The organism is Rhodococcus sp. NPDC080181, assembly GCF_040702225.1.
Classification (GTDB): Bacteria; Actinomycetota; Actinomycetes; order Mycobacteriales; family Mycobacteriaceae; genus Rhodococcoides; species Rhodococcoides fascians.
In genome coordinates, this window is sequence record NZ_JBFBKN010000021.1 from 38,193 (window position 1) to 54,945 (window position 16,753).

The window sequence follows — 16,753 nt, forward strand, 5'->3', positions numbered from 1 at the left end:
TCCGTTGTGCAGGTCAGCAGCCTTGAGTGGATGAGGCTCAAGTTGGAAGTTGACGCGATAGATCGCGTTGTGCAAACTTGAGCGGAGTTCGCTCACCCAGGGACTGGAACCCACGCAACAACAGGAGGAAACATTATGGCTCGTGCGGTCGGTATCGACCTCGGGACCACCAACTCGGTCGTGTCCGTCCTCGAGGGCGGCGAACCGGTTGTCGTCGCCAACTCCGAGGGATCACGCACCACCCCGTCGATCGTCGCTTTCGCCAAAAACGGTGAAGTGCTGGTCGGCCAGCCCGCGAAGAACCAGGCGGTCACCAACGTCGACCGCACGATTCGTTCCGTGAAGCGCCACGTCGGCACGGACTGGACCGTGGAGATCGACGGTAAGAAGTACACCCCTCAGGAAATCTCCGCGCGCACGCTGCAGAAGCTCAAGCGCGACGCCGAGGCCTACCTGGGTGAGGAAATCACCGACGCGGTCATCACCGTTCCCGCGTACTTCGAGGACGCACAGCGTCAGGCCACGAAGGAAGCCGGCCAGATCGCCGGCCTCAACGTCCTGCGCATCGTCAACGAGCCCACCGCGGCAGCTCTCGCATACGGCCTGGACAAGGGCGACAGCGAGCAGACCATTCTCGTGTTCGACCTCGGTGGCGGCACGTTCGACGTCTCGCTGCTCGAAATCGGCGACGGCGTCGTCGAGGTCCGCGCGACGTCCGGCGACAACCACCTCGGTGGCGACGACTGGGACGAGCGCATCGTGACCTGGCTCGTCGACAAGTTCAAGGCTCAGAACGGCATCGATCTGACCAAGGACAAGATGGCCCTGCAGCGTCTGCGTGAGGCTGCCGAGAAGGCGAAGATCGAACTGTCCTCCGGGCAGAGCACCTCGATCAACCTTCCGTACATCACGGTCGACGCGGACAAGAACCCGCTCTTCCTCGACGAGCAGCTCAGCCGCTCGGAGTTCCAGAAGATCACCTCCGACCTGCTCGACCGCACCCGTGCGCCGTTCCAGGCAGTGGTCAAGGACTCCGGCATCGCCGTCAAGGACATCGACCACGTCGTGCTCGTCGGTGGTTCGACGCGTATGCCCGCAGTCTCCGAGCTGGTCAAGGAACTCTCCGGTGGACGCGAGCCCAACAAGGGCGTCAACCCGGACGAGGTCGTGGCCGTCGGTGCTGCACTGCAGGCCGGTGTGCTCAAGGGTGAGGTCAAGGACGTTCTGCTCCTCGACGTCACGCCGCTGTCCCTCGGTATCGAAACCAAGGGTGGTGTCATGACCAAGCTCATCGAGCGCAACACCACCATCCCGACGAAGCGATCCGAGACCTTCACCACCGCTGACGACAATCAGCCCTCGGTGCAGATCCAGGTCTTCCAGGGTGAGCGCGAGATCGCCTCGCACAACAAGCTCCTCGGCTCGTTCGAGTTGACGGATCTGCCCCCGGCTCCGCGCGGCGTCCCCCAGATCGAGGTCACCTTCGACATCGACGCCAACGGCATCGTGCACGTCACGGCCAAGGACAAGGGCACCGGCAAGGAGAACACGATCAAGATCCAGGACGGCTCCGGTCTGTCCAAGGAAGAGATCGACCGCATGGTCGCCGACGCCGAAGCTCACGCAGACGAGGACAAGGCTCGTCGCGAAGAGGCCGAGGTCCGCAACCAGGCCGAGTCCCTCGTCCACCAGACGGAGAAGTTCGTCAAGGACAACGAGGACAAGGTCGACGCCGAGCTCAAGGGCCGCGTCGAAACCGCCATCGCCGACGCCAAGACGGCACTCGCGGGCAGCGACATCTCGGCAGTGAAGACCGCCGTGGAGAAGCTGTCGAGCGAGTCGCAGGCTCTCGGCACCGCCATCTACGAGGCTCAGGCCAAGGAGCAGGGCGGCGCAGAGGGTGGCGCGCAGGCCGCTGACGACGGTGTAGTCGACGCAGAGGTTGTCGACGAGCCCGCCGACGACACGGACAAGAAGTGACGTCGGGTAACTCCGAGCAAGAACCGGTCACTTTCGTGGACAAGCGGAAGATCGATCCCGAGACCGGTGAAGTACGGGAAGGTGACGCAGTTCCGGAGCCCCTCGCGGGCACCGGTACTGCGCCCCAGCCCGGCTCGGTGGACGAAGGGACAGGCGAGATCGTGGTCGAGGCGGAGGACACAGAAGATCCGCGCGACACTCAGGTCGCCGAACTCACTGCCGATTTGCAGCGCGTGTCGGCCGAGTACGCCAACTACCGTCGCCGCACGGATCGGGAGAAGCAGACGGGAGCGGAGAACGCGAAAGCGTCCGTCGTGTCCCAGCTGCTCCCCGTCCTCGACGATCTGGAGCGAGCTCGCCAGCACGGCGATCTCGAAACCGGACCGCTCAAGTCCGTGGCGGACAAGTTGGCGGGGGTGTTCTCGAACATCGGTCTGAGCACCTTCGGGGCCGAGGGCGACGCCTTCGACCCGGCCATCCACGAGGCCGTCTCCCATGAGGGCGACGGCAGCAATCCGGTCGTTGGCACGCTGATGCGTCCGGGCTACAAGCTCGGCGAGCGCGTGCTGCGTACCGCGATGGTCGGTGTGGTCGACAGTGCTTCCGAGGGCACGGCAACAGAAGAATCGGACGCACCCGCGTCCGACGAGCAGTAAAAAGAAATAGCGCGAGAGGAGGAAACGCCCGGTGAGCCAGCGGGAGTGGATCGAGAAGGACTTCTACAAGGAGCTGGGCGTTTCCTCCAGCGCTACTGCAGAAGAGATCAAGAAGGCGTACCGAAAGTTGGCGCGGGACAACCATCCCGACGCCAATCCCGGCAACGCCGCGGCCGAGAACAAGTTCAAGGCGGTCAGCGAGGCGCATGCCGTACTCGCCGACCCGGCCAAACGCAAGGAATACGACGAGGCCAGGAGGCTGTTCGCGTCCGGTGGCTTCGGTAGTCGCGGTGGAGGCGGATTCTCGCCCGGCGCAGGCGGATTCGGCGGTGGTGGCCAGACGTTCGATGTCGGTGACATCTTCGGCCAAGGCGGTGGCGGCGACGGCGGCATCGGCGACCTCTTCGGTGGCCTGTTCAATCGCGGCGCAGCCCAGCGCCCGCAGAGCAACCGTCCCCGACGCGGCAGCGATGTCGAGACCGAGACCTCACTTCAGTTTCGTGAGGCAGCGCTGGGCGTGACGGTCCCGTTGCGGTTGACCAGTCCGTCCTCGTGCACCACGTGCCACGGCAGCGGTGCGAAGCCCGGAACCAGCCCGCGGGTCTGCCCCAAGTGCAACGGCCAGGGCGTCGTCAACCGAAACCAAGGCGCGTTCGGCTTCAGCGAGCCCTGCGACGACTGCCGCGGTACCGGATCCATCATCGACGACCCGTGTGTCGACTGCCGCGGCACCGGAGTGCAGAACCGCACCCGCACCATCACCGTGCGAGTACCCGCAGGCATCAGCGACGGCCAGAAAGTACGACTCGCAGGCCAAGGCGAGGCCGGGCTCCGCGGAGCACCGTCCGGCGACCTGTTCGTCACCGTTCGAGTCAAGCCCGACAAGGTCTTCGGCCGCACCGGCGACGACCTCACGGTGACCGTGCCGGTCAGCTACGGCGAACTGGTCCTCGGCACCACACTGTCGGTGCCCACCCTCGAAGGACGTGTCGGCGTCAAGGTGCCACCGGGCACCGTCGACGGCCGAGTGCTACGGGTGCGTGGACGCGGCATCCCGAAGAAGTCCGGCGCAGGCGACCTGATGGTGACCGTCAAAGTTGCCGTCCCGCAGAAACTCGACGATGCTGCTACCGACGCTCTGAAGACCTATCTGGAAGCCGAGAAGGCCAGCGGATTCGACCCGCGGGCCGGGTGGGCAGGTGTGTGATGTCGGTCCCTCCCGAGGGTGGTTCCGCGAAAGCCGGTGGGGCACAAGGTGATCCCGACGCGCAGATCTTCGTGATCTCCGTCGCGGCTCAGCTGGCCGGCATGCATGCGCAGACGCTGCGCACCTACGACCGACTGGGCCTGGTCATCCCGCACCGCACCACCGGCGGAGGTCGACGCTACACACCGCGGGACGTCGCACTGCTCCGTGAGGTGCAGCGACTCTCGCAGGACGAGGGCGTCAACCTCGCCGGGATCAAGCGCATCATCGAGCTCACCAACCAGGTCGAGGCCCTGCAGGCCCGGGTCTCGGAACTGGCGCAGGAGGTCGCGAACGTGCACGCGAGCTATCGCCGCGACTTGGTGCCGATCCAACGCAACGCCCTGGTGGTCTGGAAGCCGAAGCACCAGCGCTAGGTTCGCCGCCTTCCCCGCAAACGCGCGCGCGTTTGTCAGGTGCGCGCAGATTTGCCAGTGATTCGGTCACTATTCCGCGCGCGTTCAGCAAACGCGCGCGCGTTTGCGCTGGCGAGCCGGGCAGCAGTGGCGAACCTCGCGCGCGTTTGCGAGACACCCGGCATCGACCCCTATCCTGGTGCGCATGCAGGCGTGGAATTCGACAGTCGTTCAGTACCATCGCCTTCGGAACGACCTCGCGGTGATCAGGCTCGAGGGCGACGCGATCCCGTTCAGGGCCGGGCAATCGGTGTCCGTGACAGTTCCTCAGAACACTGCTCTGACGCGGCGATATTCGCCCGCCCTGCCGCCGTCGCTGGACGGAAAGCTCGAATTCCATGTGCGCGCGGTACCCGCGGGGTGGGTGAGCGGGTCGATCGTCAACGAGACCCGGCCCGGTCATGTCTGGCAGATCAGCGATCCGCAGGGCGGTCTGCACGTCGACGACTCGGGCCGCGACGTCGTCATGATCGCGGGCGGTACCGGTCTCGCTCCGTTGCGCGCGATTCTGCTCGATCTCACCCGCTGGGAGCGGCCGCCGAATGTGACGCTGTTCTTCGGCGGCAAGTCGCCGCGCGATCTCTATGCAAGCGACATGCTGTGGTTGATGGCGGCCGAGTTGCCGTGGCTGACCGTCGTTCCCGTCGTCGATCAGCTGCACGAGCCGTGGGCCTCGGACCGCTGGAACGATCGCATTCACGAGGAAATTGGTTCCAGCACATCATTTTTCGAGCCGGAGCACTGCTGGGAGGGTGCTATCGCCGACGTCGTCGCGGTGCAGGGGCCGTTCCCCGACCGTCAGATCCTGGTGTGTGGTTCACCCGGCATGGAGGCCGCGACCGTGCGCGCCCTCGTCGAGATCGGAACTCCGCTCCCAGACATTCGCCGCTGAAGCCGAAGCAGAACCGCCGCCCCACCACATCAGGGCAGTCGCAGTATTCGACGCAGATGCGCCAGGTCTTCCGGCGGTAGTGCCGTGAATTCCGGCGGAGGGGCGTCGGCGATCGCGCGGGCTTTGTCGGCGAGGCGGCGTCCGGTGTCGGTGAGTCCGATGATGCGTCGTCGACGATCGTGGGGGTCTTCTGTGCGCACCACCAGGTCTCGCTGTTCGAGTTCGCGCACGTTCAGAGATACGTAGGGCACGTCGGAGGCGAGCAGGTCGGCGAGTTCGGTGACCGTCCGATCGCCGGCCAACAGCTTGATCAGCAGTTTCGCCCGCAGGAAGCTCATCCCGGTGGCCTCGGCGACGGCCCGTCGAGTGTCGTGTACTTCGAGCATCAGCGCTCGCATCTCGCGCCAGATCTGCGCTGCTTCGCTCGTCATACGAGCACCGGTTGGTCGATACGTTCGGCGGTTGATCGTGCCCACCGGCCGGTGGTGACCAGCGCGAGCACGGTGACGACCACGCCTGCACCGGCGATGACGAACCAGGCGGGCACGGCGGCGGCAGTGAAGCCGTCGGAGATTTCTCCGACGATGCTCGCGGTGACGATCGATCCCATGACGGCCACACCGAGCGACTGACCCACCTGCCTGCTGGTCGACGCGATAGCCGAGGCCACGCCGGCTTGGCTGCGCGGCATCCCGGACACTGCGGTGTTGGTGATCGGGGCGTTGACCATGCCGAAGGAGATTCCGAAGATCACGTATGCCGTCGCCAGCCATGTGAAGGACGTCGTCGGCGTCGTTCTGGTGAGCATCAGCGCCGAGATCACGAAGCCGAGGCCGGCCACGAGCAGGGGGATGCGAGCCCCGAGGCTGCCGACGATGCGTCCCGATATCGGCGCGAAAATCAGCGTCATCAGTGCCATCGGCAGAGTGTAGAGACCGGCGTGCAGTGGTGAGTAGCCGCGAACGTCCTGCAGGTACAGCGTGTTGAGGAACAGGAACCCGCCGAGGGACGCGAACGCGCACACGGCGATCACCGTAGCGCCACTGAACGGTGCACTGCGGAAGAACTTCAGCTGGATCAGCGGTTCCTCGATTCGCGATTCGACCACCAGCAGCCCGACGAGAGAGCCGATCGCGACGGCACCCGTGAACACGATCAGCGGTGATCCCCAGCCCTTCGCGGGACCTTCGATGATGGTGAAGACCAGGGACGCGAGGAACGCGAAGATGAGGAACTGACCTACCGGATCGAACTTCCGCGCGTGCTCGGCCTTGGATTCCGGGACGAACTTCAGTGTCATCGCCAAAGCGAAGATCCCGACGGGGACGTTGATCCAGAAGATGGACTGCCAGCCGGCGCTGGTGACGAGCACGCCGCCGAGTGCCGGTCCCGCGGACATCGAGATTCCGACGACGGCACCCCACATGCCGATCGCGCCGGCGCGCTCTTTGGGGTCGGTGAAGGTGTTGGTGATGATCGACATCGCGACGGGATTCATCATCGAGCCGCCGACGGCCTGCAGCATCCGGAAGGCGATGAGCCAGCCCAGCGACGGTGCGACGCTGCACAGCAGCGAGCCGAGCACGAACGTTCCGGTGCCGATCAGGAAGAAGCGTTTGCGGCCGTACTTGTCGGCCATCGAGCCACCGAGCATCAGCAGAGATGCCACGACCAGCGTGTATGCATCGATGATCCATTGCAGACCCGATACCGATGCATCCAGATCTGCGCGCATCGACGGCAGCGCGACGTTGACGATCGTGTTGTCGGTGCTGACGAGAAACAGGCTGAGGCAGCAGATCCCGAGCACGAGATATCGGTGTCGTCGAGTCAGCTCGGCCACGTGCACCTCCGCATATTTGCTTGTATATCTACAACTATTACATGAGTACTCCTAACTTGTTCGACGAGCAAGTGGCGTCGGGCTGGTCGGCGCCCGATAGGGTGTGTGTCACAGACTTGCTCGACCCCCGATACCTGCTCGGTGAATGGAGAACAACAGTGGCTTCCGAGATCGCACCAGGCGACCTGGTTCAGGCGTCCGGGCATGCAGGCCCGTGGAAGGTGCTCGAGATTCGTCAAGGGTTGGCGTTGCTCGAGCATCACGACGGGCATCGGCTGTCGGTCCGTACGACGACGGTCGAGGTGGTGCGCAAGGCGTCGCCGCGCGAGGGCTCGGCTCCGCTGGAAGAGGCGGAGTCCGAGAGCCCCTCGCTGTTCGACGAGAGCTGACCTAGCGCCGCCCACCGTCGGCTGCGTACTTCTGCCGTAGCGACTTGGTCATCTGCTTGTATTCCCTCAACTTCTCGCTGCGCGCCCGCGCATCGTGGCGCGACGTTGTCCAGGCGTTCTCCCGCAACAGCTTTCGGTAGTTACCCAGCCGGCGTTCGGTGAGTTCGCCTGCCTCGACGGCGGCGAGAACGGCGCAACCGGGCTCGTGTGCGTGCGCGCAGTCGCCGAAACGGCACAGTGCGGCCAGCTCGTCGATATCCGAAAAAGCGTTCGCCACTGCGTCTTCCGATCCTTGTACGCCCACCGATCTCAATCCGGGAGTATCGAGCAGGGTCAGTCCCAGCCGTGGTACCGGAATCAATTCCCGACGCACCGTCGTGTGTCTGCCTTTGGCGTCCGCCTCGCGAGTGGTGCCGGTGGCGAACGCGGTGGTTCCGAGCAGAGCATTGCCGAGAGTCGATTTACCCGATCCCGACGGCCCGATGAGCGCGACCGTGCCGTGCAGATGCGCTGTCAGCGAGTCGATTCCATCGGCCGACACCGCGCTGGTGCTACAGACGGTGACACCCGGCGCGGCGGCCAGTACCGACTCTTCGGTGACGCATCCGCTGTCGGTCTTCGTGATCGCGACGACGGGTACGCCGCCGCTGCCCCACGCCAGCGTGAGGTAGCGCTCGACGCGGCCGAGGTCGAGGGCCGTGTCCGACGCGACAGTGACCACGACGGTATCGACGTTGGCTCCGAGAACCTGTGCGGCCGAAATCGATCCGGCACTGGCGCGAACTATGGCCGTTCGGCGGGGGAGGACGGCAACGAGCCCGTGGTTCCGGCCGGTGAGTGGCCGGAGTGCGACCCAGTCGCCGGTGCAGGTAGCGGTACCGGTGCCGCGTACTATTCCGTGCTCGGTGACGGCGTCGAATTCACCGCGGTCGACGCGAACCACGCGGGCGAGAACTGCGCTGTGAGAATGCTGTTCGAACTCGTCACGCCAGTGTTGGTCGAGTCCGTATTCGAGTAGAGAAGACATGCGAGAAGTCCTTCGTGGAGGAGGTGTGAGGGCTCGGGTGTGTTCTCGTCCAGGTGGCCACGATGCCCACCTCCTCACTTCTCGCATGCACAAAACCGTCGACGGCAAACTAGCAGCCGTCGACGGTGGGGGTAAAGCGATTTATCTGACGAGGTTGGTGCCCTCGGCCGGTTGTGCCAGAGCGGACAGGAACGATCGAGCCCAACGGTCGACGTCATGGGCGAGAACCTGCCGACGCATGGCTCGCATGTGACGCTTACCTGCCTCGGGTTCCTGTTCGAGCGCTCCGGTGATGGCGTCCTTCACGCTGTCCAGATCATGGGGGTTGCACAGGTACGCCTGGCGCAATTCTGCAGCAGCACCGGTGAATTCGCTGAGAACCAGCGCGCCACCGAGGTCGCTGCGGCAGGCCACGTACTCCTTGGCGACGAGGTTCATGCCGTCGCGTAGGGGAGTGACCAGCATGACGTCGGCAGCGACGAAGTAGGCAAGCAGGTCCTCGCGGGGAATGGGACGGTGCAGGTAGTGGACCACCGGGTGGCCCACCTGGCCGTACTCGCCGTTGATGCGTCCCACCTGCTGCTCGATCTCGCCGCGCATGGCGACATAGCTCTCGACGCGTTCACGGCTGGGCGTCGCCAATTGCACGATGACGTTTTCGGCCGGATCGACTCGGCCTTCTTCGAGCAACTCTCGAAATGCGTTGAGCCTGACGTCGATTCCCTTGGTGTAATCCAGTCGGTCGACGCCGAGCATGATCCGTTTCGGATTGCCCAGGTCTTTGCGCAACTGCTTGGCGCGGTCTCGGACGGCTTTCGTGCGCGACTTGGTGTCGAGGTCACCGGAGTCGATGGAGATCGGGAACGCTCCGACGCGTACGGTCCGGAACCCCACCTGGACGACGCCGAGCTTGGACCGCACACCGACGGTTCCGCGTGAGGTGGTTCCCCCGGCGAGGCGTCGGGCAAGGTAGAGGAAGTTCTGCGCGCCGCCGGACAGATGGAAACCGATCAGGTCGGCACCGAGCAGTCCTTCGACGATCTCGGTGCGCCACGGCATCTGCATGAACAGCTCGATCGGCGGGAACGGGATGTGCAGAAAGAAGCCGATGGTCAGATCTGGCCGCAGCATCCTGAGCATCTTGGGCACCAGCTGGAGCTGGTAGTCCTGAATCCACACCGTCGCACCCTGCGCGGCTGCCTCGGACGTCTTCTCCGCGAAGCGGCGGTTGACTTCGACGTAGGCGTTCCACCAGTCGCGGTCGTACTCGGGCTTGACGATGACGTCGTGGTACAGCGGCCACAGCGTGGCGTTGGAGAAGCCCTCGTAGTACTGGGTGTATTCCTTCTCGCTGATCGGCACCGGACGCAGGTGCAGGTCGTCCTCGACGAACGGCTCCACGTCGACGTCGGATACGCCGACCCATCCCACCCAGGCACCCTTGTTGGCGCGCAGGATGGGCTCGAGCGCGGTGACCAGCCCGCCGGGGCTGCGCTTCCATCGCGTGCTTCCGTCGGGAAGTGTCTCCAGATCGACCGGCAACCTGTTGGCTACGACGACGAAATCCGAACCCTGCGAGGCGTCAGCCACAACTGTCCAATCCGCTTGTTGATGCCTGGGTAATCAGCCCTGCGAAAACCTGTCAGTCGGTCTTCGCTACGGGGTCTATACCCAGCATCGACAACAACATGCGGCACTCGTCTGCATCGGTCGCATAGGCGGCGACGACGCGCTGGGCCTGACTGGCGGTCTCGTACTCGAGTGGGACGATGTCTTCGTCGGCGATGTCGTTGTCGGTCGATGTCTTGGCAGGCATGGTGATCTCCGTACTCTCTGCTGGACTTACTCGGTGTTCGCTGGTGCCAACTCTATGTAAATGTGACACCCCATCGCCACTTCCCGATGCCATAGGCTGCAGCGAATGACCGATTCTGTCTCGCTTCACCATGCTCGAAACGTGGTGGAGGCACCTTTCCCGGCCACCGGTGGCGCGATTCTGCGCCGCACCGTACGACGTCGTCGCACCCGCTTGATCGTCTCGTCCCTGCTGTTCGGGGTGCATCAACTGTGCGAAACGATGGTTCCGGTCGCGATCGGTCTGATCGTGTCGCGGGCGATCGACACCGGCGACGTAACGGCGATGATCGTCTCGTTGGTCGGTCTCGCGGCTCTGTTCGTCACACTGTCCTACGCCTGGCGCATCGGTGCCCGCATCATCGTCGTCGCCATCGAGCGTGAGGCCCACGATGTGCGGGTGGAGGTCGCCGGCCGCGTTCTCGACCCACGCGGACTGCGCACCGATCTATCGGCCGGGGAATTGCTGACGGTTTCGACGTCCGATGCCGAGAAGGAATCGTGGATTCTCGATCTGATCGCGCGAGTCTTCGCGTCGGCAGTGGCGGTGGTGGCGTCGGCGGTGGCATTGCTGATCATCGACATTCCTCTCGGCCTGGCCGTCGTGATCGGTACTCCGGTGATTCTGATTGCGCTCCAGCGTCTCGCCCCGTTGCTCACCCGCGCGGCCACCGCACAGCAGGCCGAGATCGCCGGGGTATCGGGAATGGCCACCGATCTGGTCAGTGGAGTGCGTCCGCTGCGCGGAATCGGAGCAGAGGACGCCGCGACCCAGCGGTTCGTGACGTCGAGCCGAACGGCACTGGCGGCCACGCTGAGGTTGGCCCGCGCCAACAACGTCTATCAGGGCCTGGCGGCGGCGGTCAACGCGTTGCTCGCCGTCGGAATCGCCGGTACCGCAGGCTGGTTCGCGTTGCAGGGTCGCATTTCGGTCGGCGAGTTGATCACCGTCATCGGGCTCTCGCAATTCGTCATCGAACCGCTGACCGGGTTGTCCAAGGTCCCTGGCGTGGTGGCGATGGTGCGTGGCTCTGCCGACCGGCTCGCACTCGTACTCGGTGCCGACCACGTTCTGCCGCAATCGGATTCCGCTGTGCCCTCGGGTACCGATCTCACCGTCGACGAGGTCGGGTTCCGTTCGCTCGACGGCCTCACCTTCTCTGCTGCACCCGGCGAGATGCTCGGGATCGTCGCCTACCGGCCGCAGGACGGTGAGGCACTCGCCCAGGTGCTCTCCGGTCAGATCTCCGAGTCCGACTACACCGGAACGGTACGGATCGGCGGCATCGCAACAGGGGACATCGATCTCCGACGCGCCCGCGAGACCGTGCTCGTCGAGCCGCACATCACCGACCTGTTCGCCGGCACCGTTCGCAGCAACGTCACCGCAGGTCGCGCGCAGCCCGACGCCGAACTCGCCCGCGTGCTCGAGGCATCCGCGGCCACCGACGTCGTCGAACTGCACGAAGCCGGACTCGACCACGCCGTCACCGACCGCGGTGCCAGCCTCTCCGGCGGCCAACGTCAACGGGTCGCGTTGGCGCGGGCCCTGTCGGTCGACGCCCCGGTGCTGGTGCTGCACGACCCCACCACCGCGGTCGACGCCGTCACCGAGCACACGATCGCGCGCGGTATCGCCGAGCTGCGACACACCGGCAGCGCCGCGCAGACCACGATCCTGATCACCACCAGCCCTGCGCTGCTGTCGGTGACGCATCGCGTGCTCGTCGTCGACGACGGCCGCGTCGTCGCCGAAGGAACCCACCACGATCTCGCGTCCTCGGACGCGCAGTACAAGGAGACGGTGCTGCGATGACCGCCCCCGAACTTCTTCCCATCGCCACCGGTGCCCGGTCGGGCCGATGGCTGTTGGAACAGCTGCGCCTGCGCAAACTCCGTACCGCGGTGACGCTGCTCCTCGGCGCAGTGGCCGCGGCGATGTCACTTGTGCCGGTCTATGTGCTCGGCGTCCTGGTCGACCGCGTCCGCGACGGGGCCGACTCGTCGACCATCGTGGGGGTCGTCGTCGTGATCGCGGTGGCAGCGGTCATCGGCGGTGTCGTCACCGGTTTCAGCGGCTACCTGATCAGTACCCTCGGCGAGGGCATCCTGGCGTCGCTGCGTGAGGCCGTCGTGCGACGCGCTCTCCGCCTGCCGGTGGCCACGCTGGAGCGAGTGGGCAAGGGCGACTTGCTCTCCCGCGTCGGCGACGACGTCGCAGTGATGGCCAAGTCGATCGGCGAAGTGATTCCCCAGCTCGTCGGAGCATTCCTGCTGGTGTGCCTGAGCATGATCACGATGCTCGGAATCGACTGGCGTCTGGGGCTTGCCGGTCTGGTGGCATTGCCGATGTACGTGCTCGCGCTGCGCTGGTATCTGCCCCGATCGGCTCCGCTGTACGCGGCCGAACGAGTCGCTATGGGCGAGCGGGCGCAGTCCTTCGTCAGCAGCATGCAGGGCGCAAAGACTGTGCGCGCCTACGGACTCGAAGCAGAGCACCTCGGTGAGGTGGATCGAGCGTCGGCGAAAGCCCGCGACATCGGCGTCGACGTCTTCCGCCTGTTCACCCGTTTCGGCTCACGCAGTAACCGCGCCGAATGTGTCGGTCTGTCGGTGATCCTGCTGGCCGGATTCCTGCTCGTACGAGGCGATTACGTGACCGTCGGTGAGACCACGGCTGCGGCGCTGCTGTTCCATCGCCTGTTCAATCCGATCGGCACCCTGCTCTTCACGTTCGACGACATCCAGTCTGCCGGAGCGTCTCTGGCCCGATTAGTCGGCGTTGTCGACATCCCCGACGAGCGGCCGGTGGGCGACGGTTCCGTGCCTGCCGACGCCACCCTCGATGTCGTCGACCTGCGCCACTCGTACGACGGGGGTCACGAAGTACTGCACGGTGTCGACCTGCGTGTCGACGCAGGTGAGACGGTCGCGCTCGTGGGATCCACCGGTGCCGGGAAGTCGACGATCGCGGCCATTGCGGCCGGGTCCATGGCGTCGACGTCGGGCACGGTTCGTGTCGGCGGCGCGTCGCTGGACTCGTTGGGCCACCAGGGTTTACGCCGGCATGTCGCGATCGTCAGCCAGGAAGTGCACGTCTTCGCCGGCCCTCTGATCGACGACGTGTTGCTCGCGGCACCGGACGCCGGCCGCGACGACGTGGAAGCCGCACTGCGGACCGTCGGTGCCTGGGGATGGGTCGAGGCGCTCGAGAACGGCCTCGACACCGCCGTCGGCGAGGGTGGTCACCAGTTGACCGCGGCGCAGTCGCAGCAATTGGCTCTGGCGCGGCTCGTTCTCGCCGATCCGGCTGTCGCGGTACTGGACGAGGCCACCGCCGAGGCCGGCAGCTCCGGTGCCCGTGAGCTCGAACTGGCTGCGGAGGCGGCGACGAGAGGCCGCAGCACATTGGTCGTGGCGCATCGCCTCACCCAGGCCGCTGCCGCCGACCGCGTCGTTGTGCTCGAGCACGGGAAAATCGTCGAGCAAGGTCCGCACGACGAGTTGGTCGCTGCCGGTGGGCGTTACGCAGAGCTGTGGGAGGCGTGGCAGGGTCGCTGATTGCTATAGCAATTTGCCTATAGCTATTAGTTTTGGCTACGGTGTCCTCGGAAGATGGAGGAGGCCGACATGGCACGCGCAGGATTGACCGCGCAGCGCATCGTGGCAGCAGGAGCGGATCTGGCCGACGAGGTCGGCTTCGATCGCGTGACTGCCAGTGAGTTGGCGCGACGCTTCGACGTCAAAGTGGCGAGTCTTTATTCGCATCTGAAGAGCGCGCATCAGCTCAATGTCGGCATCGCTCTGCTGGCGTTGGAAGAACTGGCCGACCGGGTAGCAGAAGCGTTGGCAGGCAGGGCAGGCAAGGACGCGTTGGTGGCAGTGGCCGACGCGTACCTGGTCTATTCGCGCGAACATCCCGGCCGATACGCGGCGACCCAATTTCCTCTCGACCACGAGACGGCGATCAACAGTGCCGGGGTGCGGCACTCGGCGATGATGAAGGCGATCCTCCGTGGGTATCACCTGAGCGAGGTCGACCAGGTGCACGCTGTTCGATTGTTGGGCAGCGTCTTTCACGGTTTCGCCAGCCTCGAAGCGGCCGGCTCGTTCGCTCACAGTGCGCCCGACTCGCAAGAGTCGTGGGCCCGAATCCTCGACGGAATCGACACACTCCTACGGCAATGGAGGCAGGAACAATGAAGCCGATCTCCGAACGCGACATCAGATCGTCGTTCGTCAACTCGTCCAAGGGTGACGCCACTCGGTTTTCCCTCCCCGATATGTTCGACGAAGTGCCGTGGGAGGATCTCGATTTCCTCGGCTGGGGCGACCCGAAGCTGGCGGGACGAAGCTACATCGTCGTACCGCAGGAAGATCGACTCCGTGCAATTGCGTTGCGATACAAGGCGGGTGGACCGCGGACTGCGCAGATGTGCAGCATCTGTCTCACCACCCACGCCAACGGCGGTGTGTCGCTGATGGCCGCTGCGAAGGCAGGGGAGTCCGGGCGACGCGGCAACACCGTCGGTACCTACATCTGCTCGGATCTCGCGTGTTCTCTGTACGCACGCAAGAAGAAAACACCGGCCCTGGGACGACAGTTCAAGGAGGACTTCGACGTCGACACCCGCACGGCGACGGTGAGGGAGAACATCGACGCATTCCTCGCTCGTATTCTCGGCTGATCGTCGCTCCGCTCCCGTCGTGCGCGTTGTGCGCCCTCAGAGGTACGCACAACGCGCATGACCTAGCTCTTTTGGCTGGACCGCTGTGGCCGCAAAGCTGTGAAAAGCCAGGCCGCTGCCGCGACAATTGCCAGACCCCAGCCCGCGATGCCGGCCCATGGCAGATCCAGTCGCGGGATGGCAAGAACGCCGAAGATCACCAGAGTGGCGAACAGCGGGGAGAGTCTGTGCCGGGCATGGATAAGTCGAGTGGACTCGGTTCCCGTTCGTCGCATGCGCATCTATTCGCCTCGTCGATGTGTTTGGTGAACCTACAGTAAACCGGGCAGTCGGGCTTCGCTGATGCGCCCCGGCCGATGCTCTCAGAGTGTGGCACCCAACGGTTGCAGCGCGCACCAGCCCCGCACCGAGAACACGGTGCGGGGCTGGAAGAGGTTGTTGCTGAGCTCGATTGGCGAGCTGAGCGTCAGTCCTTGTTCTTCTCCGCGATGAACAGCTTCTCGATGCGCTCCGCCTCGTCCTTCTTGGCGTCGGCTTCCTCGGATCGCTCTGCGGCCTCGGCCAATTCGGCCTCGGACGGTGCTGCAGCCAACTTCTCCTGCTTGTCGACCTGAGCCTGCTGAGTCTTCTTGCGGTCCTCGGCTGCCTTGGCCGCCGCGGCAGCTTGCTCGTCGGCCTTCTTCTTCTTTGCAGCCGCTTCGCGTTCGGCCTCTTGGGCGGCCTCGCGCTTGCGCTGCTCGGCCTCTTGTCGCGCGTCGCGGGCGGCTTCCTGGGCTGCGGCGTCGGCGGCCCGGCGGTCTTGCTCGGCGGTCTCACGAGCCGTCTTCAGGTCGGCGTCCGCGGCAGTCTTCTTCGCACGTGCCTCGGCGTCCAGGCGTGCTGCTTCGGCGCGGTTCTCGGTGCTGTCGACCAGAGTCTCACCGCGATCGGCAAGACTCCTGTCTCCCAACAGGTTTCCGACAGCACGATCGAGGGATCCGAGCGTGTGCTCGTAGGCGAGCCGTGCCGGCGATTCTGCATCCATCTTCACCACGACGTTGGTCTCGATGAGCTGCAACGGAATTCGTGCGATCCTGTACTGAATTCTCAGGATGGTCAGTGGTAGGGCCAAAACACTCATGTAGTCGAACTCCTAGATCAGCAGTGGTGGGTCAAGCCTGGTTGCGAAGCTCTTCGGCTTTCTTGCGGTCGGCTTCGGCCTGCAGCAACGCTTCCTGGAGCTTTTGCGCTGCCACCATTTCGTCCGCATCTGCCGCGGCCTGCTCGGCTTTGCGCTCCTCGGTCGCTTCGATCTGTTCGGCCGTTGCGTCGACCTCGGCCGCCGCTCGTTCCTGCGCCACGGTCTCACGCTTGTTCTGCTCGGCCGCGGCCACCTGGGTCTCTCGAACGCGGTCTGCGTTCGCCTCGGCAACTGCTGCGTTCTCCTCCGCGGCCTCGCGTCGACTGTCTGCCGCAGTCCGCACGTCGGCCAGCTCCTCGGCGGCCTCGGTGGCCTGTGCATCGGCGACGCGTTCGGTGGCCTGCGCCTCCTTGCGTTCGCGAGCCTGAGCGGCCTGCAACTGGCCCTCGGCCGTCAACGAGTCGTTGCCGGTGACAGCGCCTACGACCTCTTTGGCTTTGCCCTTGATCCCGTCGAGCATTCCTTTGCGTGCTTCGCCCGCTACGTTCTCGTCAGTCATGTAACTGCAGGTACCCACTGGCTGTTCGAGTAACCCCACGTCGACCTCGGACGATACGATCGCCGACGAAAGCATCAGCAGTG

The 16,753-nt window shown here is 65.0% G+C and carries 18 protein-coding genes; 10 read left to right on the forward strand and 8 right to left on the reverse strand.

What is annotated here, in order from left to right; all coding sequences use genetic code 11:
- Nucleotides 1-135 precede the first annotated feature (135 nt).
- The 5 genes from dnaK (at nucleotide 136) to AB0O58_RS20920 (ending at nucleotide 5,190) form a co-directional block, all read left to right on the forward strand.
- Nucleotides 136-1,980, forward strand: coding sequence for a molecular chaperone DnaK (gene dnaK, locus AB0O58_RS20900; RefSeq protein WP_027495655.1), 1,845 nt, complete (start codon nucleotides 136-138; stop codon nucleotides 1,978-1,980).
- The gene (grpE, locus tag AB0O58_RS20905; protein ID WP_027495656.1) at nucleotides 1,977-2,636 is read left to right on the forward strand and encodes a nucleotide exchange factor GrpE; all 660 of its coding nucleotides are present in this window, start codon (nucleotides 1,977-1,979) and stop codon (nucleotides 2,634-2,636) included. Before dnaK ends, grpE begins: the two co-directional genes overlap by 4 nt.
- Before the next feature lie 31 nt (nucleotides 2,637-2,667).
- Nucleotides 2,668-3,843 carry a molecular chaperone DnaJ gene (dnaJ, locus tag AB0O58_RS20910; protein ID WP_366238725.1) on the forward strand — a complete coding sequence of 392 codons (1,176 nt, stop codon included), beginning with the start codon at nucleotides 2,668-2,670 and terminating at the stop codon, nucleotides 3,841-3,843.
- Nucleotides 3,843-4,259: a helix-turn-helix domain-containing protein gene (locus AB0O58_RS20915; RefSeq protein WP_045841157.1), complete on the forward strand. Its 417-nt coding sequence runs from the start codon at nucleotides 3,843-3,845 to the stop codon at nucleotides 4,257-4,259. The genes dnaJ and AB0O58_RS20915 overlap by 1 nt, the downstream gene beginning before the upstream one ends.
- A gap of 184 nt (nucleotides 4,260-4,443) precedes the next feature.
- The gene (locus tag AB0O58_RS20920; RefSeq protein WP_283551065.1) at nucleotides 4,444-5,190 is read left to right on the forward strand and encodes an FAD-binding oxidoreductase; all 747 of its coding nucleotides are present in this window, start codon (nucleotides 4,444-4,446) and stop codon (nucleotides 5,188-5,190) included.
- 29 nt (nucleotides 5,191-5,219) lie between these two features.
- On the opposite strand, the gene AB0O58_RS20925 is transcribed toward AB0O58_RS20920, so the two are convergent.
- Nucleotides 5,220-5,621, reverse strand: a complete 402-nt coding sequence (locus AB0O58_RS20925) for a MarR family winged helix-turn-helix transcriptional regulator (protein WP_283542455.1) — start codon at nucleotides 5,619-5,621, stop codon at nucleotides 5,220-5,222.
- On the reverse strand, nucleotides 5,618-7,033 hold the full coding sequence (locus tag AB0O58_RS20930) for an MFS transporter (protein WP_366238726.1): 1,416 nt from the start codon (nucleotides 7,031-7,033) through the stop codon (nucleotides 5,618-5,620). The genes AB0O58_RS20925 and AB0O58_RS20930 overlap by 4 nt, the downstream gene beginning before the upstream one ends.
- Nucleotides 7,034-7,191: 158 nt before the next feature.
- Here AB0O58_RS20930 and AB0O58_RS20935 point away from each other — a divergent pair, with 158 nt between their 5' ends.
- Entirely contained in the window at nucleotides 7,192-7,422 is a 231-nt protein-coding gene (locus AB0O58_RS20935) for a hypothetical protein (RefSeq protein WP_027495662.1), read from the forward strand.
- Between the two features lies 1 nt (nucleotide 7,423).
- Here the strand turns inward: AB0O58_RS20935 and rsgA are convergent, their stop codons facing one another.
- From rsgA to AB0O58_RS20950, 3 genes are all read right to left on the reverse strand, one after another.
- Nucleotides 7,424-8,449 (reverse strand): ribosome small subunit-dependent GTPase A, encoded by a 1,026-nt coding sequence (gene rsgA, locus AB0O58_RS20940; protein ID WP_032399229.1) that lies wholly within the window; start codon nucleotides 8,447-8,449, stop codon nucleotides 7,424-7,426.
- 141 nt (nucleotides 8,450-8,590) lie between these two features.
- Nucleotides 8,591-10,039, reverse strand: a complete 1,449-nt coding sequence (locus AB0O58_RS20945) for a trehalose-6-phosphate synthase (RefSeq protein WP_027495664.1) — start codon at nucleotides 10,037-10,039, stop codon at nucleotides 8,591-8,593.
- 52 nt (nucleotides 10,040-10,091) lie between these two features.
- Nucleotides 10,092-10,265 carry a hypothetical protein gene (locus AB0O58_RS20950; protein ID WP_008710019.1) on the reverse strand — a complete coding sequence of 58 codons (174 nt, stop codon included), beginning with the start codon at nucleotides 10,263-10,265 and terminating at the stop codon, nucleotides 10,092-10,094.
- Nucleotides 10,266-10,370: 105 nt separating this feature from the next.
- On the opposite strand from AB0O58_RS20950, the gene AB0O58_RS20955 reads away from it, so the two are divergent.
- The 4 genes from AB0O58_RS20955 to AB0O58_RS20970 all read left to right on the forward strand — a co-directional run bounded on the left by AB0O58_RS20955 (nucleotide 10,371) and on the right by AB0O58_RS20970 (nucleotide 14,991).
- On the forward strand, nucleotides 10,371-12,119 hold the full coding sequence (locus tag AB0O58_RS20955) for an ABC transporter ATP-binding protein (RefSeq protein WP_206497696.1): 1,749 nt from the start codon (nucleotides 10,371-10,373) through the stop codon (nucleotides 12,117-12,119).
- Complete coding sequence (locus tag AB0O58_RS20960) at nucleotides 12,116-13,864, forward strand: ABC transporter ATP-binding protein (RefSeq protein ID WP_032399230.1); 1,749 nt, start codon at nucleotides 12,116-12,118, stop codon at nucleotides 13,862-13,864. Before AB0O58_RS20955 ends, AB0O58_RS20960 begins: the two co-directional genes overlap by 4 nt.
- A 69-nt stretch (nucleotides 13,865-13,933) precedes the next feature.
- The gene (locus AB0O58_RS20965; RefSeq protein ID WP_027495667.1) at nucleotides 13,934-14,506 is read left to right on the forward strand and encodes a TetR/AcrR family transcriptional regulator; all 573 of its coding nucleotides are present in this window, start codon (nucleotides 13,934-13,936) and stop codon (nucleotides 14,504-14,506) included.
- Complete coding sequence (locus tag AB0O58_RS20970; protein ID WP_032399231.1) at nucleotides 14,503-14,991, forward strand: FBP domain-containing protein; 489 nt, start codon at nucleotides 14,503-14,505, stop codon at nucleotides 14,989-14,991. The genes AB0O58_RS20965 and AB0O58_RS20970 overlap by 4 nt, the downstream gene beginning before the upstream one ends.
- A 62-nt stretch (nucleotides 14,992-15,053) precedes the next feature.
- Here the strand turns inward: AB0O58_RS20970 and AB0O58_RS20975 are convergent, their stop codons facing one another.
- From AB0O58_RS20975 to AB0O58_RS20985, 3 genes are all read right to left on the reverse strand, one after another.
- Nucleotides 15,054-15,272, reverse strand: coding sequence for a hypothetical protein (locus AB0O58_RS20975; RefSeq protein ID WP_094718390.1), 219 nt, complete (start codon nucleotides 15,270-15,272; stop codon nucleotides 15,054-15,056).
- Nucleotides 15,273-15,457: 185 nt separating this feature from the next.
- Nucleotides 15,458-16,111 (reverse strand): hypothetical protein, encoded by a 654-nt coding sequence (locus tag AB0O58_RS20980; protein WP_032375015.1) that lies wholly within the window; start codon nucleotides 16,109-16,111, stop codon nucleotides 15,458-15,460.
- 31 nt (nucleotides 16,112-16,142) lie between these two features.
- The gene (locus AB0O58_RS20985) at nucleotides 16,143-16,670 is read right to left on the reverse strand and encodes a general stress protein CsbD (protein ID WP_366238727.1); all 528 of its coding nucleotides are present in this window, start codon (nucleotides 16,668-16,670) and stop codon (nucleotides 16,143-16,145) included.
- Nucleotides 16,671-16,753: the final 83 nt, after the last annotated feature.